The 18,592-nt window shown below is 58.9% G+C and carries 21 protein-coding genes; 12 read left to right on the top strand and 9 right to left on the bottom strand.

What is annotated here, in order from left to right; all coding sequences use genetic code 11:
• Positions 1-17: 17 nt before the first annotated feature.
• From secD to AC6CWS_RS08575, 4 genes are all read left to right on the top strand, one after another.
• Entirely contained in the window at positions 18-1,865 is a 1,848-nt protein-coding gene (gene secD, locus AC6CWS_RS08590; protein ID WP_008805370.1) for a protein translocase subunit SecD, read from the top strand.
• A 10-nt stretch (positions 1,866-1,875) separates the two neighbouring features.
• Positions 1,876-2,847, top strand: coding sequence for a protein translocase subunit SecF (gene secF / locus AC6CWS_RS08585; RefSeq protein ID WP_008805371.1), 972 nt, complete (start codon positions 1,876-1,878; stop codon positions 2,845-2,847).
• A 136-nt stretch (positions 2,848-2,983) separates the two neighbouring features.
• Positions 2,984-3,349, top strand: a complete 366-nt coding sequence (locus AC6CWS_RS08580; protein ID WP_016160371.1) for a VOC family protein — start codon at positions 2,984-2,986, stop codon at positions 3,347-3,349.
• A 24-nt stretch (positions 3,350-3,373) separates the two neighbouring features.
• On the top strand, positions 3,374-4,069 hold the full coding sequence (locus tag AC6CWS_RS08575; protein WP_023288594.1) for a helix-turn-helix transcriptional regulator: 696 nt from the start codon (positions 3,374-3,376) through the stop codon (positions 4,067-4,069).
• 42 nt (positions 4,070-4,111) lie between these two features.
• Here AC6CWS_RS08575 and AC6CWS_RS08570 read toward each other — a convergent pair whose 3' ends face one another.
• Both AC6CWS_RS08570 and AC6CWS_RS08565 read right to left on the bottom strand, forming a co-directional pair.
• Positions 4,112-4,996, bottom strand: coding sequence for a nucleoside-specific channel-forming protein Tsx (locus AC6CWS_RS08570; RefSeq protein ID WP_004204836.1), 885 nt, complete (start codon positions 4,994-4,996; stop codon positions 4,112-4,114).
• A 300-nt stretch (positions 4,997-5,296) separates the two neighbouring features.
• Complete coding sequence (locus tag AC6CWS_RS08565) at positions 5,297-5,836, bottom strand: SadB/YajI family lipoprotein (RefSeq protein WP_023288595.1); 540 nt, start codon at positions 5,834-5,836, stop codon at positions 5,297-5,299.
• 147 nt (positions 5,837-5,983) lie between these two features.
• Between AC6CWS_RS08565 and nrdR the strand changes: the two genes are divergently transcribed.
• The 6 genes from nrdR to pgpA all read left to right on the top strand — a co-directional run bounded on the left by nrdR (position 5,984) and on the right by pgpA (position 10,076).
• Entirely contained in the window at positions 5,984-6,433 is a 450-nt protein-coding gene (gene nrdR / locus AC6CWS_RS08560; RefSeq protein WP_002890417.1) for a transcriptional regulator NrdR, read from the top strand.
• Positions 6,434-6,436: 3 nt separating this feature from the next.
• Positions 6,437-7,540: a bifunctional diaminohydroxyphosphoribosylaminopyrimidine deaminase/5-amino-6-(5-phosphoribosylamino)uracil reductase RibD gene (ribD, locus tag AC6CWS_RS08555; RefSeq protein WP_065882832.1), complete on the top strand. Its 1,104-nt coding sequence runs from the start codon at positions 6,437-6,439 to the stop codon at positions 7,538-7,540.
• Between the two features lie 87 nt (positions 7,541-7,627).
• Positions 7,628-8,098, top strand: a complete 471-nt coding sequence (gene ribH / locus AC6CWS_RS08550) for a 6,7-dimethyl-8-ribityllumazine synthase (RefSeq protein WP_001021161.1) — start codon at positions 7,628-7,630, stop codon at positions 8,096-8,098.
• A gap of 19 nt (positions 8,099-8,117) precedes the next feature.
• A complete protein-coding gene (nusB, locus tag AC6CWS_RS08545; RefSeq protein ID WP_002891356.1) occupies positions 8,118-8,537 on the top strand; it encodes a transcription antitermination factor NusB in 420 nt (139 codons plus the stop codon).
• A 71-nt stretch (positions 8,538-8,608) separates the two neighbouring features.
• A complete protein-coding gene (gene thiL / locus AC6CWS_RS08540; RefSeq protein ID WP_023288597.1) occupies positions 8,609-9,580 on the top strand; it encodes a thiamine-phosphate kinase in 972 nt (323 codons plus the stop codon).
• Entirely contained in the window at positions 9,573-10,076 is a 504-nt protein-coding gene (gene pgpA / locus AC6CWS_RS08535) for a phosphatidylglycerophosphatase A (RefSeq protein ID WP_004177266.1), read from the top strand. Before thiL ends, pgpA begins: the two co-directional genes overlap by 8 nt.
• 45 nt (positions 10,077-10,121) lie before the next feature.
• Here the strand turns inward: pgpA and AC6CWS_RS08530 are convergent, their stop codons facing one another.
• From AC6CWS_RS08530 to xseB, 4 genes are read right to left on the bottom strand one after another with little or no spacing between them, the layout of a single operon-like run.
• The gene (locus AC6CWS_RS08530; protein WP_023288598.1) at positions 10,122-11,096 is read right to left on the bottom strand and encodes an aldo/keto reductase; all 975 of its coding nucleotides are present in this window, start codon (positions 11,094-11,096) and stop codon (positions 10,122-10,124) included.
• Positions 11,097-11,156: 60 nt separating this feature from the next.
• Complete coding sequence (gene dxs, locus AC6CWS_RS08525; protein ID WP_023288599.1) at positions 11,157-13,019, bottom strand: 1-deoxy-D-xylulose-5-phosphate synthase; 1,863 nt, start codon at positions 13,017-13,019, stop codon at positions 11,157-11,159.
• Between the two features lie 18 nt (positions 13,020-13,037).
• Entirely contained in the window at positions 13,038-13,937 is a 900-nt protein-coding gene (gene ispA / locus AC6CWS_RS08520) for a (2E,6E)-farnesyl diphosphate synthase (RefSeq protein ID WP_004204826.1), read from the bottom strand.
• The gene (xseB, locus tag AC6CWS_RS08515) at positions 13,938-14,180 is read right to left on the bottom strand and encodes an exodeoxyribonuclease VII small subunit (RefSeq protein WP_004204824.1); all 243 of its coding nucleotides are present in this window, start codon (positions 14,178-14,180) and stop codon (positions 13,938-13,940) included.
• A 181-nt stretch (positions 14,181-14,361) separates the two neighbouring features.
• Here xseB and thiI point away from each other — a divergent pair, with 181 nt between their 5' ends.
• Positions 14,362-15,810, top strand: coding sequence for a tRNA uracil 4-sulfurtransferase ThiI (gene thiI / locus AC6CWS_RS08510; protein ID WP_048334161.1), 1,449 nt, complete (start codon positions 14,362-14,364; stop codon positions 15,808-15,810).
• A 66-nt stretch (positions 15,811-15,876) separates the two neighbouring features.
• On the opposite strand, the gene AC6CWS_RS08505 is transcribed toward thiI, so the two are convergent.
• Genes AC6CWS_RS08505 through panE form a run of 3 tightly spaced genes read right to left on the bottom strand, consistent with a single transcriptional unit; the run spans position 15,877 to position 17,872 of the window.
• Complete coding sequence (locus AC6CWS_RS08505; RefSeq protein WP_065882831.1) at positions 15,877-16,353, bottom strand: SRPBCC family protein; 477 nt, start codon at positions 16,351-16,353, stop codon at positions 15,877-15,879.
• Positions 16,354-16,404: 51 nt separating this feature from the next.
• Positions 16,405-16,998 (bottom strand): protein deglycase YajL, encoded by a 594-nt coding sequence (gene yajL / locus AC6CWS_RS08500; RefSeq protein ID WP_023288601.1) that lies wholly within the window; start codon positions 16,996-16,998, stop codon positions 16,405-16,407.
• Positions 16,961-17,872 carry a 2-dehydropantoate 2-reductase gene (gene panE, locus AC6CWS_RS08495; protein WP_065882829.1) on the bottom strand — a complete coding sequence of 304 codons (912 nt, stop codon included), beginning with the start codon at positions 17,870-17,872 and terminating at the stop codon, positions 16,961-16,963. Before panE ends, yajL begins: the two co-directional genes overlap by 38 nt.
• Before the next feature lie 218 nt (positions 17,873-18,090).
• Here panE and AC6CWS_RS08490 point away from each other — a divergent pair, with 218 nt between their 5' ends.
• Entirely contained in the window at positions 18,091-18,582 is a 492-nt protein-coding gene (locus AC6CWS_RS08490) for a YajQ family cyclic di-GMP-binding protein (RefSeq protein WP_002891465.1), read from the top strand.
• Positions 18,583-18,592 lie beyond the last annotated feature (10 nt).

Below are 18,592 nucleotides of genomic sequence, written 5' to 3'. Positions count from 1 at the left end.
TCCCAAAGGGAACTGCCGTGTTAAACCGTTATCCTTTGTGGAAGTATGTCATGCTGGTCGTCGTCATTGTCGTCGGCCTGATCTATGCGCTTCCCAACCTGTATGGTGAGGATCCGGCTGTTCAAATCACTGGCGCGCGCGGCGTCGCCGCCAGTGAGCAAACGCTGATCCAGGTCCAGAAAACTTTACAAGAAGAAAAAATTACCGCGAAGTCTGTGGCACTGGAAGAGGGCGCTATTCTTGCGCGCTTCGACACCACTGATACCCAGCTGCGTGCGCGTGAAGCGCTGCTTACCGTGTTGGGTGACAAATACGTCGTGGCGCTAAACCTTGCTCCGGCAACCCCACGCTGGCTGGCGGCACTCTATGCCGAGCCGATGAAGCTGGGTCTTGATCTGCGCGGCGGCGTGCACTTCCTGATGGAAGTCGACATGGACACCGCGTTAGGCAAACTGCAGGAACAGAACATCGATAGCCTGCGCAGCGAGCTGCGCGACAAAGGCATTCCTTACGCGACCGTGCGTAAGGAAGACAACTATGGTCTGAGCATCGTCTTCCGCGACAGCGCGGCGCGCGACCAGGCTATCTCTTATCTCAGCCCTCGCCATCGCGATCTGGTGATCTCCTCTCAGGGTGACAACAGCCTGAAAGCGGTGATGACCGATGAGCGCCTGAAAGAAGCTCGTGAGTATGCTGTTCAGCAGAACATTAACATTCTGCGTAACCGTGTGAACCAGCTGGGCGTCGCCGAACCGCTGGTTCAGCGTCAGGGCGCTGACCGCATCGTGGTTGAGCTGCCGGGTATCCAGGATACCGCGCGGGCGAAGGAGATCCTTGGCGCGACCGCGACCCTCGAGTTCCGTCTGGTCAATACCAACGTGGACCAGTCCGCCGCCGCCTCAGGCCGCGTGCCGGGCGACTCGGAAGTGAAAGAGACGCGTGAAGGCCAGCCGGTGGTGCTGTACAAGCGGGTGATCCTGACCGGTGACCATATCACCGACTCGACCTCCAGCATGGATGAGTACAACCAGCCGCAGGTCAACATCTCGCTGGACAGCGCGGGCGGCAACATCATGTCCAACTTCACCAAGGACAACATCGGCAAGCCGATGGCGACCCTGTTCGTGGAGTATAAAGACAGCGGTAAGAAAGACGCCAACGGTCGCGCTATCCTGGCGAAAGAGGAAGAGGTGATTAACATCGCCAACATCCAGTCGCGTCTGGGTAACAGCTTCCGTATTACCGGTATCAGCAACCCGAACGAAGCGCGCCAGCTGTCGCTGCTGCTGCGTGCCGGCGCGTTGATTGCGCCGATTCAGATCGTCGAAGAGCGGACTATCGGCCCAACCCTTGGCATGCAGAACATCAAGCAGGGTCTGGAAGCCTGTCTGGCCGGTCTGGTGGTCTCTATCCTGTTCATGATCCTCTTCTATAAGAAGTTCGGTCTGATTGCGACCTCGGCGCTGATTGCCAACCTGGTGCTGATTGTCGGCATTATGTCCCTGATCCCGGGGGCGACGCTGACCATGCCGGGCATCGCGGGTATCGTGTTAACCCTTGCGGTGGCGGTCGATGCTAACGTTCTGATCAACGAGCGTATCAAAGAAGAGCTGAGCAACGGGCGTACCGTTCAGCAGGCGATTGACGAAGGTTATCGCGGCGCGTTCAGCTCGATCTTCGACGCCAACGTGACGACGCTTATCAAAGTGATCATCCTGTACGCGGTCGGTACCGGTGCCATTAAAGGGTTTGCGATTACCACCGGTATCGGTATCGCGACCTCAATGTTTACCGCTATCGTCGGCACCCGTGCCATCGTGAACCTGCTGTACGGCGGCAAGCGCGTTAAAAAGCTGTCTATCTGAGGAGTGCGTTGTGGCACAGGAATATACTGTTGAACAATTGAACCACGGCCGTAAAGTCTGGGACTTTATGCGCTGGGATTACTGGGCCTTCGGCATTTCAGGCTTTCTGCTGATTGTGTCGATCGCCATCATCGGCGTCCGCGGCTTTAACTGGGGTCTCGATTTCACCGGCGGTACGGTGATCGAAATTACCCTTGAGAAGCCGGTCGATCTGGACCAGATGCGCGATTCCCTGCAGAAAGCGGGCTTTGAAGAGCCGCAGGTGCAGAACTTTGGCAGCAGCCGCGACATCATGGTACGTATGCCGCCGGTGCATGACGCCAACGTCAGCCAGGAGCTGGGCAGCAAGGTCGTGACGGTGATTAACGAATCGACCAGCCAGAACGCGGCGGTGAAGCGTATTGAGTTTGTCGGCCCGAGCGTCGGCGCGGACCTTGCGCAAACCGGCGCCCTGGCGCTGATTGCCGCGCTGGTCTGTATCCTGATCTACGTCGGCTTCCGCTTCGAATGGCGTCTGGCGGCGGGGGTGGTTATCGCCCTGGCGCACGACGTGGTGATCACCATGGGGGTGCTGTCGCTGTTCCATATCGAGATCGACCTGACCATTGTGGCCTCGTTGATGTCGGTTATCGGCTACTCGCTGAACGACAGTATCGTGGTATCGGACCGTATCCGTGAAAACTTCCGTAAGATCCGCCGCGGTACGCCGTACGAGATCTTCAACGTGTCGTTGACCCAGACGCTGCACCGTACCTTGATCACCTCCGGGACCACCCTGATGGTGATCCTGATGCTGTTCCTGTTCGGCGGCCCGATTCTGGAAGGCTTCTCGCTGACCATGCTGATCGGTGTCTCCATCGGTACGGCTTCTTCTATCTACGTCGCCTCCGCGCTGGCGTTGAAGCTGGGCATGAAGCGCGAGCATCTGCTGCAGCAGAAGGTCGAAAAAGAAGGGGCGGACCAGCCGTCTATTCTGCCGTAATACGGTTCAGTTGAAATAACGCAATCCCGGCCAGGCGGCCGGGATTTTTTTTGCCCGCGACAAAACCTGCTGACAGTATGCTGTCAGGAGCCCTCCCATACACTCCTTCTGAACTCACTAACGAGCAGGAGGATGTATGAATAACGTGATTAACTGGTTTGAAATTCCGGTCGCCGATATGGATCGCGCCGTCGCGTTTTATGAGCCGGTGATGCAGGTGACGCTGCGTCGCGAAACCATGGACTGCGCCGAGCTGGCGGTGTTCCCGCATCAGGATCCGGCCCCCGGCGGCGCGCTGGCCAAATTTGAGGGTATCGCGCCCTCTGCGCAGGGCGCTATTATTTACCTGCATACAGACCATCTTGCCGCCACCCTCGACCGCGTTGCCTCGGCGGGTGGGGCATGTGTTTTCGGGCCGCTGACGCTGCCGAATGATATTGGCACCATCGCGCTGTTTACTGACAGCGAGGGCAACCGCGTCGGCCTACACCAACCGGCTTAACCTGAACTTTTTGTGAAGTGAGACATGACCCGACGCGCCGACCGTTTATTTCAGATTGTGCAGATCCTGCGCGGCAGGCGGCTCACCACCGCCGCGCTGCTGGCGGAGCGGCTGGGCGTGTCGGAGCGCACCGTGTATCGCGATATTCGCGATCTCTCCCTCTCCGGCGTGCCGGTGGAGGGCGAGGCGGGGAGTGGTTATCGCCTGCTGGCGGGTTATGATCTGCCGCCGCTAATGCTGACCACCAAAGAATCCGAAGCGCTGATCGCCGCGATCCGGCTGCTGAAAACCTGGGGCGGCGAGGCGCTGTCGCAATCGCTGGAGTCTGCCCAGGAGAAGATGCTGGCGATCCTGCCGGAGGCGCGCCGGCGCCAGGCGGAGCAGACCCGCCTGTTTGCCCCCGATCTCGGCGCCCATCGCTATGCCAAAACCTTCTTTGACGTCATTCATCAGGCGGTCTCCGGCCAGCAGGTGCTGGCGCTGCGCTATCAGGATGAGTCCGGTCGGGTGACCGAGCGCGACGTGCTGCCGCTGGGGCTGTTTTTCTGGGGGGAGCGCTGGCTGCTGGTGGCCTGGTGCGAGCTGCGCAATGATTATCGCAACTTTCGCCTCGACCGCTGTCTGGCGGTCAGGGCGACCGAGCGTCGATTCAGCGAGTGCGCCGACCGCTCGTTAAGCGATTTTCTGCGCAAGGTCCGCTGCGACGTGTGGGAGAAATAAAAACGCCCGGGTGGCCCGGGCGCTGTCCTGCCGTTTCAGCAATCAGAAGTTGTAACCAACCACGAAGTAACCACCCCAACCGGTTGAGCGGACGCTGAAATCGCCATCGCCGAAGTTCAGCTTGGCATCGTCAGCCCACTGGCCGCCGTTATGGAAGTAACGGGCCACCACCGAGTAGTGCCAGTGCGCATAGTTCAGCGCCAGGATATGGCTGGAGGCGATGGAGTTGCTGGTGCGCGCGTGCTTCCCGTTCAGATCGTAGAAGTTGTCATCGCCGAGGTCAGAGCCCCAGTCGAAGTTGGTGAAGCCGATGTAGCTCAGCGAACCGCCCCACAGGTCGGTCAGCGGCACAAAGTATTTCACTTTGAAGCGGTAGCCGTCCCACTCGTTTTCGTTGGACGCGCCGTAGTTCTGCCACTGGTATTTGGCGTAGACGTTCAGCGACAGGCTCATCGGCAGGCCGGTGTCGATATCGGTACCCAGACCCATATACCAGGTGCTCTGCTCCTGGGAGTCATTGCGGCCCATATCGTAGATATAGTTGTTCGCGAAATACCACTCTTTGAACGGCCCGAAGCTCAGGTCGGTGTTGGTCAGCTTATCGATAGAGAAGCGCGGTTCGATCTCCATAAACAGCGGGGAGCCGTTGTTCCAGATACCTTTTGCCGTGCTGTTGCCGCCGAAGAATACCGGGGCATCGATATAGCCGTAGAAATCAAACCAGTCTTTTTTGGCGAACGCTTCGTATTCCAGGTAGGTATCGTTACGGATCTGCGGTCCAAAACGGGTGTGGTAGCTACCCACCACGTTAACACTCTGGTGCCACCAGTCAGACAGATACTGCGGTTTATCGTTTTCTGCCGCGCCCGCGGTAAAAGAAGTGGAGAGCGCCACAACCGCACCCGCTGCCAGTAATGTTTTTTTCATAGGAATGCCACTGTTTAAATTGAGCCTGAAGGCGTTAAAAGAAGTGCCGAAGCGTTTCTAAATATTTCGTGTTTCTGTGGGGGTCTATTATAGGAATCATTGCTCACAAAAATACGTGTTGTTTCACATAACCAGAACATGCGTAATCGATTGCGTTCACGATTCTATGCATTTCTTGACAAAATGCTACTGAAAATCGCGATGCAGAACGATTTCTAATGAACTCTTGCGAAAAGTTGTAAGTGGATAAGAATAACGGGACAGGGCGTCGCCGGGCAGGGGGAAGCCCGGCGGCAAGGCTTACTGCGCGGCGGCGGGCTGGATATCGTGGACGCGAATAAAACCGACTTTGTCCGGCGTCACGTTCAGGCGCAGCGGGATATCGACATCGCTGGGGGCGAGAATGCTGGCCGGGGCGCTGATCAATTGATCCTGAACATTCACTTCCTGGTAGCTGTGGGTAGTACCGGTGATCTGTCCGGAGGCGACGGTGGCGGTAAAGGCCGGCAGCGGATCGTTGGATTCGCCCTGAATACGTAAGGTCAGGCGTGACCCGTCGCCATCCGGCGTAATGCTCGCCACCGACATGCGCAGGGTGCCGATCTGGCTCTCCAGCCGCGCCGGGGTTTTCGCCTCCGGCAGCAGATAGACGCCGCGGGTAGATTTCGCGTTCAGCGCGTTTTGCTGGGTAATTTTGATCGTTTGCTGATTGAGCTGGGTCATCTCCTGGCTCAGCGTGCTCACGCTCTGGTGCATCTGGCGGATTTCGCTTTGCTGGGCGCAGGCGGTCAGGGTAAACAGGCTGCCCGCGATGGCGAGTTTCAGGTAACGTCTTGTCATGGTCAGGATTCCGTTTGCAGAGGATGCTTAATGGTAGCCAAACCGCCTGACTCTCCCATAGATCCTTTGTCTCAAAAGCTCTTTCTTTGTAGTCAGGTCACTTCGCGGTAAACTACCCTTCAGTTTAACTACCTGTCAGGACGCGCTATGCATTGCCCTTTCTGTTTCGCCGTGGATACCAAAGTGATCGACTCTCGTCTGGTAGGGGAAGGCTCTTCCGTGCGTCGCCGTCGGCAGTGTCTGGTCTGTAATGAGCGCTTTACCACCTTTGAAGTGGCGGAGCTGGTCATGCCGCGGGTGGTGAAGAGTAACGATGTGCGTGAACCCTTCAACGAAGACAAGCTGCGCAGTGGGATGCTGAAAGCGCTGGAGAAACGTCCGGTCAGCGCCGATGACGTCGAAATGGCGGTCAACCATATCAAAACCCATCTGCGCGGCACCGGCGAGCGCGAAGTGGCCAGCAAAATGATCGGCAACCTGGTGATGGAACAGCTGAAAAAACTGGATAAAGTCGCCTATATTCGCTTCGCGTCGGTCTATCGCAGCTTCGAAGATATCAAAGAATTCGGCGAAGAGATCGCCCGCTTACAGGACTAAGCCATGCAGGACGAAATGTACATGGCGCGTGCGCTCAAGCTCGCCGCCCGCGGTCGCTTTACCACCCATCCTAATCCTAACGTTGGCTGCGTCATTGTTAAAGACGGCGAGATCGTCGGCGAAGGGTTCCACTATCGCGCCGGCGAGCCGCATGCCGAAGTGCACGCCTTGCGGATGGCCGGGGAAAAGGCGCGCGGCGCCACCGCCTACGTCACCCTCGAGCCCTGCAGCCACCACGGTCGTACGCCGCCGTGCTGCGACGCCCTGATTGCCGCCGGCGTCAGCCGCGTGGTCGCCGCGATGCAGGATCCGAACCCGCAGGTGGCGGGGCGCGGCCTGTACCGTCTGCAGCAGGCCGGTATTGACGTCAGCCACGGGCTGATGATGAACGAGGCGGAAGCGCTGAATAAGGGCTTCCTGAAGCGGATGCGCACCGGTTTTCCCTGGGTCCAGCTCAAGCTGGGCGCCTCGCTGGACGGCCGCACGGCGATGGCCAGCGGCGAAAGCCAGTGGATCACCTCCCCGCAGGCGCGACGCGACGTGCAGCGTTTGCGCGCCCAGAGCCATGCTATCCTGACCAGCAGCGCTACCGTGCTGGCGGACGATCCGGCGCTGACCGTGCGCTGGCAGGAGCTGAGCGCCGATACCCAGGCGCTGTATCCCGAAGAGAATTTGCGCCAGCCGCTGCGCGTCGTTATCGACAGCCAGAACCGCGTCACGCCTGAGCATCGTATTGTGCAGCAGGCGGGGGAAACGCTGTTTGCCCGCCTGGGCGCCGATGAGCGCCAGTGGCCGGACAGCGTGCGCACGCTGCTGGTTCCGGAACATAACGGCCATCTCGACCTGGTGCTGCTGATGATGCTGCTTGGCAAACAGCAGATCAACAGCATCTGGGTGGAGGCGGGGGCCACGCTTGCCGGGGCGCTGCTGCAGGCGGGCCTGGTCGACGAGCTTATCGTCTATATTGCGCCTAAACTGTTAGGCAATGCGGCGCGTGGATTATGCGCGCTGCCGGGGCTTGAAGAACTGAGCCAGGCGCCCCATTTCAAATTCAATGAGATACGTCAGGTTGGCCCGGATGTCTGCCTGCATTTAACCACTGCGTGAGGCTTTCCTGATTATTAGGAAGCAGCGCTCAGAATAATATGATAAAATCCGCCCCCCTTGCGGGGCACATGAACCCGAAGGAAGAGTATGAACATTATTGAAGCTAACGTTGCTACCCCGGACGCTCGCGTCGCCATCACCATTGCGCGTTTCAACAACTTTATCAATGACAGCCTGCTGGAAGGTGCGATTGACGCCCTGAAACGCATTGGTCAGGTAAAAGATGAAAACATCACCGTTGTTTGGGTTCCAGGCGCGTACGAGCTGCCGCTGGCGGCTGGCGCACTGGCGAAAACCGGTAAATATGACGCGGTGATTGCGCTGGGTACGGTGATTCGCGGCGGTACCGCCCACTTTGAATATGTGGCTGGCGGTGCCAGCAATGGCCTGGCGCACGTCGCTCAGGACAGCGAAATCCCGGTAGCCTTTGGTGTTCTGACCACTGAAAGTATTGAACAAGCCATCGAGCGCGCTGGCACCAAAGCCGGTAACAAAGGCGCTGAAGCTGCGCTGACCGCGCTGGAAATGATTAACGTATTGAAAGCCATCAAGGCCTGATTTTTGTAAGGGGAATTCCGTGAAACCTGCTGCTCGTCGCCGCGCCCGTGAGTGTGCCGTTCAGGCGCTCTACTCCTGGCAGTTGTCCCACAACGACATCGCTGATGTCGAATACCAGTTCCTGGCGGAACAGGACGTAAAAGATGTTGATGTTCTGTATTTCCGCGAACTGCTGTCCGGAGTGGCGACTAACAGCGCGTACCTCGACGGCCTGATGAAGCCCTACCTGTCCCGTCAGCTGGAAGAGCTGGGTCAGGTGGAAAAAGCGGTGCTGCGTATCGCGCTGTTTGAGCTATCCAAACGTGATGACGTACCGTATAAAGTGGCCATCAATGAAGCTATCGAACTGGCGAAAACCTTCGGCGCTGAAGATAGCCACAAGTTCGTCAACGGCGTGCTGGACAAAGCGGCTCCGGTAATTCGTCCCCACAAGAAGTAAACTGCAGGCCGGGTTTTGCGAGGGTCGCCTCGCAACCCGGCCTTATTTATTATTTTGCTGAGGCATAACGTATGGCATGTGGCGAATTCTCCCTGATTGCCCGTTATTTTGATCGCGTTAAAAGCGCTCGTCTTGATGTCGAAACCGGTATCGGCGACGACTGCGCTCTCCTGAATATTCCCGAGAAAAAAACGCTGGCAATCAGCACCGACACTCTGGTGGCGGGCAATCACTTCTTACCCGATATCGACCCGGCCGACCTCGCCTATAAAGCGCTGGCGGTAAACCTGAGCGACCTCGCGGCGATGGGCGCGGAGCCGGCGTGGCTCACCCTGGCGCTGACCTTGCCGGAGGTGGATGAAGCCTGGCTGGAAGCCTTCAGCGACAGCCTGTTTGTCCAGCTTGACTACTACGATATGCAGCTGATTGGCGGCGATACCACCCGCGGCCCGCTCGCCATGACCCTGGGTATCCACGGCTTTGTGCCGCCAGGGCGCGCCATGAAACGTTCAGGCGCGAAGCCGGGAGACTGGATCTATGTCACCGGCACCCCGGGGGACAGCGCCGCCGGCCTGGCGCTGTTGCAGAACCGTCTGACGGTGGATGCGCCGACGGATGCCGATTACCTGCTGGCCCGTCACCTGCGTCCGATGCCCCGCGTGCTGCAGGGCCAGGCGCTGCGCGACCTGGCGACGTCGGCCATCGATCTCTCCGACGGCCTGATCTCCGATCTGGGTCATATTCTCAAAGCCAGCGACTGCGGCGCGCGCATCGATCTTGATGCCATGCCGTACTCCGACGCCATGCTGCGCCAGGTTGAGCCCGAGCAGGCGCTGCGCTGGGCGCTCGCCGGTGGAGAAGATTACGAACTGTGCTTTACCGTACCGGAACTGAACCGTGGGGCGCTGGACGTGGCCCTTGGCCATCTAGGCGCGCGTTTTACCTGTATCGGACAGATTGCGCCGGAGAGCGAAGGTCTGCAGTTTATCCGCGACGGTAAGCCGGTCACGCTTGATTTAAAGGGATACGATCACTTTGCGTAGTCGAGACGAGGCGCTTAGCCGCCTGAGTATGCGTAATCCGTGGCATCTGCTGGCGACCGGCTTTGGCAGCGGCTTAAGCCCGGTGGTGCCGGGGACGATGGGCTCGCTGGCGGCGATCCCGTTCTGGTATCTGATGACTTTTCTCCCCTGGCAGCTCTACTCGCTGGTGGTGATGATGAGCATCTGTATCGGAGTCTATCTGTGCCATCGTACGGCCAAAGATATGGGCACCCATGACCACGGCAGCATCGTCTGGGACGAGTTCGTCGGGATGTGGATCACCCTGATGGCGCTGCCGACCCTCGACTGGCAGTGGGTGGCCGCCGGCTTCGTCATTTTCCGTATCTTCGATATGTGGAAACCGTGGCCGATTCGCTGGTTTGACCGCAATATTCACGGCGGAATGGGGATCATGGTGGACGATATCGTCGCCGGCGTGATCTCCGCCGGCGTGCTGTATGTTATTGGCCATCACTGGCCGATCGGTCTGCTTTGACCGCTTCTCCCCGGCAGCGCCATGCTGTCGGGGAAATCACGCCCGTCACTTAAATCCCACCACCGGATGCGGCTGATAGGGCGCCTCCAGTTTGTCAATTTGTTCCGAAGATAGCGTCAAATCCACCGCCTGCAGCAGGTCATCGAGCTGCTCCTGACGCGACGGACCGATAATCGGCGCTGCGACGCCGGGCTTGCTTAACAGCCAGGCGAGGGCGACCTGCGCGCGACTGGCGTCGAGCTCTTCCGCCACGTCCGCGAGATTCCCGGCGATCTGCGCGTCGTTCTCTTCGCTGGTGCTGTAAAGCGATTTGCCGAACTCATCCGAGACCAGCCGGGCGGTGGTCTCACCCCATGGGCGGGTCAGCCTGCCGCGCGCCAGCGGGCTCCACGGGATCACCGCCACGCCGTTACGCTGGCACAGGGGCAGCATCTCATTCTCTTCTTCCCGGTAAATCAGGTTGTAGTGATCCTGCATGGTGACGAAGCGCGCCCAGCCGTTCTGCTGCTGAAGCGCCAGCGCCTGGGCAAACTGCCGGGCATGCATGGACGAGGCGCCGATATAGCGCGCTTTGCCGGCTTTCACCACCTCGTCCAGCGCTTCGAGCGTCTCTTCAATCGGGGTGCTGTAGTCCCAGCGGTGGATCTGCAGCAGGTCGACATAGTCCATCCCGAGACGGCGCAGGCTGTCGTCGATGGAGCGCAGGATCTGCGCCCGGGAAAGCCCTTCCGCCAGATCGCCGACCTGGTGATAGACCTTGGTGGCGACAATCACCTCATCGCGGCGGGCAAAGTCGCGCAGGGCGCGGCCGACGATCTCTTCGCTGCTGCCGTCGGAGTAGCTGTTGGCGGTATCGAAGAAGTTGATGCCGCCTTCAATGGCGTGCTGAATGAGCGGGCGACTGCTCTCTTCCGGAAGCGTCCAGGCGTGCCTGCCGCGGTCCGGCTCGCCGAAGGTCATGCAGCCGAGGCAGAGTCGGGAAACACGTAAGGCAGTATCGCCGAGGGGGATATAGTGCATAGTGCGCTCCTGCTATTCATCAAGGGTATCCCTTAAGCATAGCAGGAGCGGGAGGGGCGATTATGCCAGCCAGTCGAGGATTTTGGCTTCAATGCCGGCGGCATCAAGGCCGAGGTCGGCGCGGATCTCTTCCTGAGTGCCCTGCGGAATAAAGACATCCGGCAGGCCAATATTGAGTACCGGTACCGCCCGGCGATGGGCCATCAGCACTTCATTCACGCCGCTGCCGGCGCCGCCCATAATGGCGTTCTCTTCCAGCGTCACCAGAACGTCGTGCTCGCCTGCCAGCTGCAGGATCAGCGCGGTATCCAGCGGCTTCACAAAGCGCATATCCACCAGGGTGGCGTTGAGTTTGTCCGCCACCGCCGCGGCTTCCGGCAGCAGGGTGCCGAAGTTAAGGATCGCTACCTTCTCGCCCTGGCGCTTCACGACCCCTTTGCCGATCGGCAGCGATGCCAGCGGCTCCAGCGTCGCGCCGGTGCCGCTGCCGCGCGGATAGCGCACCGCGCAGGGTCCGTCGCTGTAGTGGTAGCCGGTGTGCAGCATCTGGCGGCATTCATTTTCATCGCTCGGCGTCATCACCACCATATCCGGAATACAGCGCAGGAAGGAGAGATCGAACGCCCCCTGATGCGTCTGGCCGTCTGCGCCGACAATCCCGGCGCGGTCGATGGCAAACAGCACCGGCAGCTTCTGAATAGCCACATCGTGGATCACCTGATCGTAGGCTCGCTGCAGGAACGTGGAGTAGATGGCGACGACGGGCTTGTAGTCGCCAATCGCCAGTCCGGCGGCGAAAGTGACCGCATGCTGCTCGGCGATGGCGACGTCAAAGTACTGATCGGGGAATTTCTTCGAAAATTCCACCATCCCTGAACCTTCGCGCATCGCCGGGGTGATGGCCATCAGCTTGCTGTCTTTGGCCGCCGTTTCGCACAGCCAGTCGCCGAAGATTTTCGAGTAGGAGGGGAGACCGCCGCTGCTTTTGGGCAGCACACCGCTGGTATGGTCGAACTTCGGCACCGCGTGGAAAGTGATCGGGTCTTTCTCGGCGGGCTCATAGCCGCGGCCTTTTTTGGTCATAATATGCAGGAACTGCGGCCCCTTCAGGTCGCGCATGTTCTTCAGAGTGCTGACCAGACCGAGCACATCGTGGCCATCCACCGGGCCGATGTAGTTAAAGCCCAGCTCTTCAAACAGCGTCCCAGGCACCACCATGCCTTTGATATGCTCTTCGGTCCGCTTAAGCAGCTCTTTAATCGGCGGTACGCCGGAGAAGACCTTTTTGCCGCCTTCGCGCAGGGTGGAGTAGAGCTTACCGGAGAGCAGCTGCGCCAGATGATTGTTCAGCGCGCCGACGTTCTCGGAGATCGACATTTCATTGTCATTCAGCACCACCAGCAGATCGGGTTTGATATCTCCGGCGTGGTTCATCGCCTCAAACGCCATGCCGGCGGTGATCGCCCCGTCGCCAATCACGCACACCGCGCGCCGCTGCTTATCCTCTTTCGCGGCGGCGATAGCCACCCCGATGCCAGCGGAAATGGAGGTGGAGGAGTGACCGACGCTCAGTACGTCGTACTCGCTCTCACCGCGCCACGGGAAGGGGTGCAGGCCGCCTTTCTGGCGAATGGTGCCGATTTTGTCGCGGCGGCCGGTCAGAATTTTATGCGGGTAGGCCTGGTGGCCGACGTCCCAGATCAGGCGATCGAAGGGCGTGTTATAGACGTAGTGCAGCGCCACGGTCAGTTCCACGGTGCCGAGGCCAGAGGCAAAGTGACCGCTGGAGCGGCTGACGCTGTCCAGCAGGTAGCGCCGCAGCTCATCACACAGCTTCGGCAGGCTCTCTTTTGGCAACAGGCGCAACTCCTGGGTGGAATCTACCAGCGCCAGGGTCGGGTATTTGGCAATATCAAAACTCATCAGAGACTCATTTATTGTTTATTTATCGCGCTGAATAATGTAATTCGCGAGCGCTTCCAGTGCCGAAGTATCCAGAGATTGTGCGGCCAGTTCATCTAACGACCGGCGGGCATCAGCGATCAGGTCGTGCGCTTTCTTCCGGGCTTGCTCAAGGCCCAGGAGGGCGGGATAGGTGCTTTTACCCAATTGCTGGTCGGCACCCTGACGTTTGCCAAGGGTCGCAGTATCCCCTACCACGTCGAGAATGTCATCCTGGACCTGGAAGGCCAGGCCGATATTTTCCGCATAGCGATCCAGCGCGGGAAGGGCGGCGCGCCCACGTTCGCCGGCGCTCAGCGCCCCCATGCGGACGGCGGCGCGGATCAGCGCGCCCGTTTTGTGGCGGTGGATACGCTCCAGCGCCTGCAGATTCACCTGCTGTCCTTCCGCCTGCAGATCCAGCGCCTGGCCGCCGCACATGCCCGCCACGCCGCTGGCCTGCGCCAGTTCGGAAACCATCGCCAGACGATCCCGGTCAGGGACGTCCGTCATCGGCGCATCACTGAGTATAGAAAACGCCAGCGTTTGCAGGGCATCTCCCGCAAGAATTGCGTTGGCTTCGCCAAATTTAATATGGCAGGTCGGAAGTCCGCGACGCAGATCGTCATCATCCATCGCCGGCAAATCATCATGCATCAGGGAATAAGCATGAATGCATTCGACCGCGGCGGCAGGGGCGTCCAGCGTGGTGCGGCTCACGCCGAACATCTCGCCGGTAGCGTAGACAAGGAAGGGACGCAGGCGTTTACCGCCTAAGAGTGCGCCATAATGCATCGCTTCCACCAGCGGAGTGTTCTGAAAGGGCTGCGGCGCGATAAAACGGCGCAGCGCCTCGTTAGCCTGTTCCACACAGGCCTGCAATTGTTGCGGGAAATCCATTTATTCAGCGTCCGGCGTAAAAGGCGTGGTCGGGGAATCTTCACTATCCGCCAGCAGGATCTGCACGCGCTGTTCGGCCTGCTGTAGCTGGCTTTGCCCCTGGCGGGCCAGCTGGACCCCGCGCTCAAATTCGCTGAGCGCTTCTTCTAACGGCAAATCGCCGCTTTCCAGACGGTTAACGATCTGCTCCAGTTCGCCCAGCGCAGTTTCAAAGCTGGCCGGGGCCTCATTTTTCTTTGGCATAGTGAATGTAGACTCTTGTTATGTCGCGACGGCAATACCGGGTATGGTAACGAAGTCACGCGTGTAAGCAAATAACGCGCAATGGTGATATACTCCGCGCCCAGGATGCAGGCACCGGTGTGCGCTGCTTTACAACTTTTGCTTAAAGCCCCGTCGGGCTTGCCAACGAACTATTGTCGCCATGAAGTTTATCATTAAATTGTTCCCGGAAATCACCATCAAAAGCCAATCTGTGCGGTTGCGCTTCATTAAAATCTTAACCGGGAACATTCGTAACGTTCTCAAAAACTATGACGAGACGCTGGCCGTCGTTCGTCATTGGGATCATATCGAAGTTCGCGCGAAAGATGAAAATCAGCGCCCGGCTATTCGCGATGCGCTGACCCGTATTCCCGGCATCCACCATATTCTGGAAGTCGAAGACGTACCGTTCACCTCGCTGCACGATATTTTTGAGCAGACGCTGCCGCTGTGGCGCGAGGCGCTGGAAGGCAAAACCTTCTGCGTGCGGGTGAAGCGTCGCGGCAAACATGAATTCACCTCAATTGAGGTGGAGCGCTACGTCGGCGGCGGCCTGAATCAGCATATTGAAACGGCGCGCGTGAAGCTGACCGACCCGGACGTCACCGTCAATCTTGAGATTGAAAACGATCGCCTGCTGCTGGTGAAAGGCCGCTATGAAGGTATCGGCGGCTTCCCGATCGGCACGCAGGAAGATGTGCTGTCGCTGATTTCCGGCGGCTTTGACTCCGGCGTCTCCAGCTACATGCTGATGCGCCGCGGCTGCCGTGTGCACTACTGCTTCTTTAACCTTGGCGGCGCCGCCCATGAGATTGGGGTCCGCCAGGTCGCGCATTACCTATGGAACCGCTTCGGCAGCTCTCACCGCGTTCGCTTTGTGGCGATTAACTTTGAGCCGGTGGTCGGCGAAATCCTCGAAAAAGTGGATGACGGTCAGATGGGCGTGGTGCTCAAGCGCATGATGGTCCGCGCCGCGTCAAAGGTCGCGGAACGCTACGGCGTGCAGGCGCTGGTCACCGGCGAAGCGCTGGGCCAGGTCTCCAGTCAGACCCTCACCAACCTGCGCCTGATCGACAACGTCTCCGATACCCTGATCCTGCGTCCGCTGATTTCGCACGATAAAGAGCACATCATCGACCTGGCCCGCGAGATCGGCACGGAAGATTTCGCCCGCACCATGCCGGAGTACTGCGGCGTGATCTCCAAAAGCCCGACCGTGAAGGCGGTGAAGGCGAAGATTGAAGCGGAAGAAGAACACTTCGATTTCAGCATCCTCGATAAAGTGGTGGAAGAGGCGAGCAATATCGATATCCGCGAAATCGCCCAGCAGACGGAAGAGACGGTGGTGGAAGTGGAAACCGTGACCGGCTTTGGCGCCAACGATGCGATCCTCGACATTCGCTCCGTCGACGAGCAGGAAGACAAGCCGCTGAAGGTCGAGGGGGTTGAGGTCGTTTCCCTGCCGTTCTATAAGCTGAGCACCAAATTTGGCGATCTCGATCAGAGCAAAACCTGGCTGCTATGGTGCGAACGCGGGGTGATGAGCCGTCTGCAGGCGCTTTATCTGCGCGAGCAGGGTTTCAGCAACGTAAAAGTTTATCGCCCGTAACAGGTTGTTATGATGCAAAAGGCCTTCCCTGATGGAAGGCCTTTTTACTATTGGCAGGGGCGTGTATTAGCGCAGGGTCAGCGCCAGGTCATTCAGCTGATCGATGACAATATTCCAGCCCTCGAAAAATCCCATCTGCTCATGCTGCTCGCGGGTTTCATCGTCGGCATGCAGCACCGTGGCCGTATAGCGACACCCGCCCTGTTCATCGGCAAAGGTGATGATGGCCGTCATCGCGAAGGGTGAAACGGCGGGACGATAATCCGCCGTCAGCATCGAGGTCATGACGATTTTTTGTTGCGGGATAACCTCAAGAAAACAGCCGGGGTTATCGCTGCGTTCACCGTCAGGGCCATGCATCACGGTGTGAAAGGCCCCGCCGGCGCGAAAATTAAAGGCCAGCACCTCGGTTTGCCAGGGCTTCGGGCACCACCAGGTTTTGAGTAATGCCGGGTCGGCCCACGCGCGCCACAGGGCAGGGACGGGCGCGCTGAGCAGGCGGCTGATAACAAGATCGCGAGAATCGGTTGCGCTACGGGACATGCTACGACTCCTCAGGAAAAGGGGGAGCCAGTCCGCGGCGCGGACCGGCTATCAGGCTTCGTAGTAATTATAGATGCCGGCGGCCATCACCAGCTGCGAGGCGACCTCATACGCTTTCTCGCGCCCCACCAGCAGATCGATCATTTTCAGGGCGAAATCAATCGATGTTCCCGGCGCCTGGCTGGTTAACAGATTCACCCGTGGATCCCAGACCACCCGTTTATCCTGCCACTGATCGGCGGGGATATGATCCTTCAGCGCCGGAAAACCGGTCATGTTGCCGATCGGGAACAGCTGATGGGGCACCAGCACGGTCGCCGGGGCGGCACAGATGGCGGCCACAATGCGCCCGGAGAGATGGAACTGTCGGACGGTTTCCACCAGCAACGGGCTGTCGCGGAAGCACTCTGCGCCCTTGATACCGCCCGGGAGGACGATGATATCGAAATCGCCATCGGCCACCTCGACCAGCGGGGCATCCGCCAGCAGTTTGACGCCGCGCGAGCAGACGATGGTCAGGTTGCCGTCGCTGGCGACGCTGGCGGTGGTCACTTTGACTCCGCCGCGGACCAGCAGGTCGATGGTGGTGACCGCTTCGGTCTCTTCGCTACCAGGGGCGAGGCAAATCAGTGCCGACGCGCTCATATTCATTCTCCTTACGCTTGACCAGTTCAAATAAGCGGGCGTTTTCCGGTACGGCAACGCCGTGGGCGCGGGCGCGGTTGAGCAGAAAACCGGTGATATAGTCGATCTCGGTGTGCCGCTGGGCGCGAACGTCCTGCAGCATGGATGAGATATTTTCTGCCGTACTTTCAATCACCTGTTCGACATAAAATAGCAGGTTTTCCGCCGAGGTATGAATACCTTCGCGCTCCATCACTGCCGCCACCTCGCGACAAATGGCCGCAACTTCCTGCGGATAGTCGCGCAGATCGCCGTTTTTACACCCTTTTAGCGCGGTCAGGGGGTTAATCACGCAGTTAACCGCCAGCTTGCGCCAGGTGGCCGAGAAGATATTGTTGTGCCAGGCGACATCCGGCAGCACGCTCTGCAGCACTTCAGCGAGGTAGCTGTAGTCCTGTTCGTAGCTTTTCGCCGGCCCGATATGCGTGGTGCCCTGGGCGACGTGGATGATGACATTCCCGTCCCGGCGAGCCGCCTGGGTGGTGGAGGCCAGCAGCAACGGCTGTTTCACGCTGCGCAGCTCCTCGACGGTTCCCATGCCGTTATGCACCAGCACAATCGGCGTGGTGACCGGCAGGATCGCGGCCAGGTGCTTCACCGCGTTTGAAACCTGCCAGGCTTTTAAGGTGACAATCAGCAGCTCGCTGCTGGCAAGAAAATCGGGGTCGTTGGCCGTCAGCGACTCGTTGAACACCGAGCCGTCGGTTTCAATGACGTTGACGCTACAGAATGGCTGCGGTACGCGTAGCCAGCCCTGGACTTCATGTCCCTGTTTGCACAACGCGGTCAGCCATAGTTGTCCCAGTGCACCGCATCCCAGTACGGTTACTTTCATTGTTCCTCCTCATCTGCCGCTACCCCAGGCGCTGATGGCTAAAGTATATCTCGTCGCTTTTCGCATCGTCGGACGGAAAGGGGGTTTCGGCGTCGTCGGGCTGCATGGGGAAAATAGCGCGAGCGTTGCGTAATCAGCTAAGCTTCCGGGATAACAAGTTGAGTTATGCCGCGTTGCAGGTATTATGCAACGCAAAAGAAACGGAAGGAGAGGAAAAGATGCCATCTTTCGATATTGTCTCTGAAGTTGATCTTCAGGAAGCCCGTAACGCGGTGGACAACGCGAGCCGCGAAGTCGAGTCGCGTTTTGATTTTCGTGGCGTTGAAGCTACGTTTGAATTAAACGACGCCAACAAGACCATTAAAGTGCTGAGCGAGTCTGACTTCCAGGTGAATCAGCTGCTGGATATCCTGCGCGCCAAGCTGCTCAAGCGCGGCATTGAAGGCACCTCCCTCGACGTGCCGGAAGATATCGTACACAGCGGTAAAACCTGGTTTGTTGAAGCGAAGCTGAAACAGGGCATTGAAAGCGCGGTGCAGAAGAAGATCGTTAAACTGATCAAAGACAGCAAGCTGAAAGTGCAGGCCCAGATTCAGGGCGAAGAGATCCGCGTGACCGGTAAGTCCCGCGACGATCTGCAGTCGGTGATGGCGCTGGTGCGCGGTGGCGATCTGGGACAACCGTTCCAGTTCAAAAACTTCCGCGACTAAGGCGGCAGAC

The sequence above is a fragment of the Klebsiella sp. M041 genome, from assembly GCF_059759695.1.
Note: the sequence above shows the minus strand (reverse complement) of the source record. Positions and strands in the feature narration are given on the sequence as shown.

Bases quoted from the DNA above. Each gene is read 5' to 3' on its own strand.
- AC6CWS_RS08580 (WP_016160371.1), top strand. From the start codon at position 2,984: ATGAATAACGTGATTAACTGGTTTGAAATTCCGGTCGCCGATATGGAT.
- AC6CWS_RS08575 (WP_023288594.1), top strand. From the start codon at position 3,374: ATGACCCGACGCGCCGACCGTTTATTTCAGATTGTGCAGATCCTGCGC.
- AC6CWS_RS08570 (WP_004204836.1), bottom strand. From the start codon at position 4,996: ATGAAAAAAACATTACTGGCAGCGGGTGCGGTTGTGGCGCTCTCCACT.
- AC6CWS_RS08565 (WP_023288595.1), bottom strand. From the start codon at position 5,836: ATGACAAGACGTTACCTGAAACTCGCCATCGCGGGCAGCCTGTTTACC.
- nrdR (WP_002890417.1), top strand. From the start codon at position 5,984: ATGCATTGCCCTTTCTGTTTCGCCGTGGATACCAAAGTGATCGACTCT.
- ribD (WP_065882832.1), top strand. From the start codon at position 6,437: ATGCAGGACGAAATGTACATGGCGCGTGCGCTCAAGCTCGCCGCCCGC.
- ribH (WP_001021161.1), top strand. From the start codon at position 7,628: ATGAACATTATTGAAGCTAACGTTGCTACCCCGGACGCTCGCGTCGCC.
- thiL (WP_023288597.1), top strand. From the start codon at position 8,609: ATGGCATGTGGCGAATTCTCCCTGATTGCCCGTTATTTTGATCGCGTT.
- AC6CWS_RS08530 (WP_023288598.1), bottom strand. From the start codon at position 11,096: ATGCACTATATCCCCCTCGGCGATACTGCCTTACGTGTTTCCCGACTC.
- dxs (WP_023288599.1), bottom strand. From the start codon at position 13,019: ATGAGTTTTGATATTGCCAAATACCCGACCCTGGCGCTGGTAGATTCC.
- ispA (WP_004204826.1), bottom strand. From the start codon at position 13,937: ATGGATTTCCCGCAACAATTGCAGGCCTGTGTGGAACAGGCTAACGAG.
- xseB (WP_004204824.1), bottom strand. From the start codon at position 14,180: ATGCCAAAGAAAAATGAGGCCCCGGCCAGCTTTGAAACTGCGCTGGGC.
- thiI (WP_048334161.1), top strand. From the start codon at position 14,362: ATGAAGTTTATCATTAAATTGTTCCCGGAAATCACCATCAAAAGCCAA.
- AC6CWS_RS08505 (WP_065882831.1), bottom strand. From the start codon at position 16,353: ATGTCCCGTAGCGCAACCGATTCTCGCGATCTTGTTATCAGCCGCCTG.
- yajL (WP_023288601.1), bottom strand. From the start codon at position 16,998: ATGAGCGCGTCGGCACTGATTTGCCTCGCCCCTGGTAGCGAAGAGACC.
- panE (WP_065882829.1), bottom strand. From the start codon at position 17,872: ATGAAAGTAACCGTACTGGGATGCGGTGCACTGGGACAACTATGGCTG.
- AC6CWS_RS08490 (WP_002891465.1), top strand. From the start codon at position 18,091: ATGCCATCTTTCGATATTGTCTCTGAAGTTGATCTTCAGGAAGCCCGT.